This window comes from Pseudomonas edaphica, from assembly GCF_005863185.1.
Taxonomy (GTDB): domain Bacteria; phylum Pseudomonadota; class Gammaproteobacteria; order Pseudomonadales; family Pseudomonadaceae; genus Aquipseudomonas; species Aquipseudomonas edaphica.
This window is the reverse complement of record NZ_VBVZ01000711.1, coordinates 1-2,924: the sequence shown is the minus strand read 5'-3', so window position 1 is coordinate 2,924 and position 2,924 is coordinate 1. Positions and strand designations below refer to the sequence as shown.

The 2,924-nt window shown below is 58.3% G+C and carries 1 protein-coding gene; it reads right to left on the bottom strand.

Annotation, left to right across the window (positions count from 1 at the left end):
- Positions 1 to 2,924, bottom strand: a 2,924-nt coding sequence (locus FEM54_RS29360; RefSeq protein WP_338109372.1) for an immunoglobulin-like domain-containing protein, incomplete at both ends; no start/stop codon positions are given.

Here is a 2,924-nt window from a genome sequence, read left to right as displayed (position 1 = left end):
GTGTATCGGTGACGGTGGTGCTGACCGGCGTAGTACCTGGTACCAAATTCTCGAAGTGCTCGCCGCCAGTCACGTTGGAGATAGCAGTAGTAACGGTCTGGTCGCCCTTGTACACGTCATCTGGAGCGACAACGGTCACGTTGCCGCTGGACTGATTCACACCGATGGTGATGGTCTGGCCATTATCGAGAGTGACGGTCAACGGGCTGGTGATGTTAGTCACCGGCGCGCCGTTTTTATCCACAAGGCTGGCGGTATAGACGATGTTGCCGCCTTCGCCGACTGTGGTGGTTGCGGTCAGGACCACATCCACTTTGTCGATGGTGTCGTTGATAGTCGTGGTTGCGCCGTCGCCTGCGACTTCCAACTTCTCGAAGTTGCCGCCAGCGGTGTCAGTGATCTTGACGGTCTGAGTGCTCTTATCGATGAACACGTCATCGCTAGGCGCAGGGACAGTCACTGTGCCGACGGTGTCGCCAGCTTTGATGGTGATAGTCGAGCCGTTATCCAACTTCAGCGTTACGTCTGTGCCCGCTTTATTAGAGAGCGTAGCGGTGTACGTAATCTGACCGCCTTCATTGACTGCGCTTGGCGCGGTCAACGTGACGGTAGTGGTGTTGTCCGTACCCGGTGTATCGGTGACGGTGGTGCTGACCGGCGTAGTACCTGGTACCAAATTCTCGAAGTGCTCGCCGCCAGTCACGTTGGAGATAGCAGTAGTAACGGTCTGGTCGCCCTTGTACACGTCATCTGGAGCTACAACGGTCACGCTGCCGTTCGATTGGTTCACACCGATGGTAATGGTCTGGCCATTGTCCAGAGTCACGGTCAACGGATTGGTGATGTTAGTCACCGCATTACCCGACTTGTCGACCAGCGACGCGGTGTAAACGATGTTGCCGCCTTCACCAACGGTGGTGGTGGCGGTCAACACGACATCCACCTTATCGATAGTGTCGTTGATGGTCGTAGTTGCACCATCACCAGCCACTTCCAGCTTCTCGAAGTTACCGCCAGCAATGTCAGTGATCTTGACGGTTTGAGTGCTCTTATCGATGAACACGTCATCGCCAGGCGCCGCAACAGTCACGGAGCCAACGGTATCGCCAGCCTTGATGGTGATGGTCGAGCCGTTATCCAACTTCAGCGTTACATCAGTACCCGCTTTATTGGAAAGCGTAGCGGTGTACGTAATCTGACCACCTTCGTTCGCCTCGGACGGAGCCGTCAAGGTGACCGTCGTGGTGTCAATCGAGTCGGTAATCGTGGTGACCGCAGGCGTAGTGTTCGGCACCAGGTTTTCAAAGTTGCCGCCGGTCGCGCCAGTAATGGTGGTGCTCACCGTACTGCCATTCACGTAAACGTCGTTCGGTGGAGTGTCGACCACCACACTGCCGACAGATTCGCCAGCTTTGATAGTGATCACCGAGCCATCGCTCAAGGTGACAGTTACCGGGGTTTGCGCCGGGTTGGTCAGGGTGGCGGTGTAGGTAATCTGCCCACCTTCGGTAACGGTATTGGTAGCCGTCAGCGAAACAGTGGTGGTGTCGATCGAATCGGTGATCGTGGTGACCGCAGGCGTAGTGCTCGGTACCAGGTTTTCAAAGTTGCCGCCGGTTGCCCCGGTGATGGTGGTGCTGACGGTCGAACCGTTGTTGTAAACGTCGTTCGCCGGGGTATCCACGACGACGGTGCCAACCGACTCCCCTGCCTTGATGGTAATCACCGAGCCATTGCTCAAGGTGACAGTCACCGGCGTCTGCGCCGGGTTGGTCAAGGTGGCGGTGTAGGTAATCTGGCCGCCTTCAGTCACGGTACTGCCCGCCGTCAGTGTGACGGTGGTGGTATCGATCGAATCAGTAATCGTAGTAACCGCAGGCGTCGTGCTCGGTACCAGATTTTCAAAGTTGCCGCCGGTCGCACCAGTAATAGTGGTGCTGACAGTCGAACCATTGTTGTAGACATCGTTCGCCGGAGTGTCCACGACGACGGTGCCAACCGACTCCCCAGCCTTGATCGTGATCACCGAGCCATTGCTCAAGGTGACAGTCACCGGCGTCTGCGCCGGATTGGTCAGGGTAGCGGTGTAAGTGATCTGACCGCCTTCGGTCACGGTGTTACCCGCCGTCAGCGTGACGGTGGTGGTGTCGATCGAATCAGTGATCGTAGTAACCGCAGGCGTAGTGCTCGGTACCAGGTTTTCGAAGTTGCCGCCGGTCGCACCGGTAATAGTAGTGCTGACAGTCGAGCCATTGTTGTAAACGTCGTTCGCCGGAGTATCGACAACAACAGTGCCAACCGACTCCCCAGCCTTGATCGTGATCACCGAGCCATTGCTCAAGGTGACAGTCACCGGGGTTTGCGCCGGGTTGGTCAGGGTGGCGGTATAGGTAATCTGACCGCCTTCAGTCACGGTATTGCCCGCCGTCAACGTGACGGTGGTGGTGTCGATGGTGTCGGTAATCTGCGTAACGGCCGGGTTCGGGTCAATCGTCAGCACCAGGTTGTTGCCGCCGGTGGTGCCGGTGACGTTCACGTTGATCTGGCTTGGGTCGATGTACGGGCTGTCATTCGGTGCCAGCGGCACGTTAACGGTGCCGGTCAGTTGGCCGGCGGTGATGGTGATCACGGCACCATTGGACAGGGTGATGCTCAGGTCATTGATCGGCGGCTGCGTGACGGTGGCGGTGTAGGTCAGCACACCACCAGCTTCAGTGATGGTCGGCGTTGCGCTCAGCGTCAGGGTCGACGTCTGCAAGACCAGGTTGCCATTGCCACCGGCGCCCTGGGCGCCCGTGAGTTGGGTCGTTGTTGCGGCGCCCTGGCCCAGTGGGCCGGTCGGAAACCCGATCGTCGGGTCGACACGGCCAGCCGTCGCGTCCAGTACAACAAAGCTGTGGCCCCCGCCCGCAGCACCATTACCG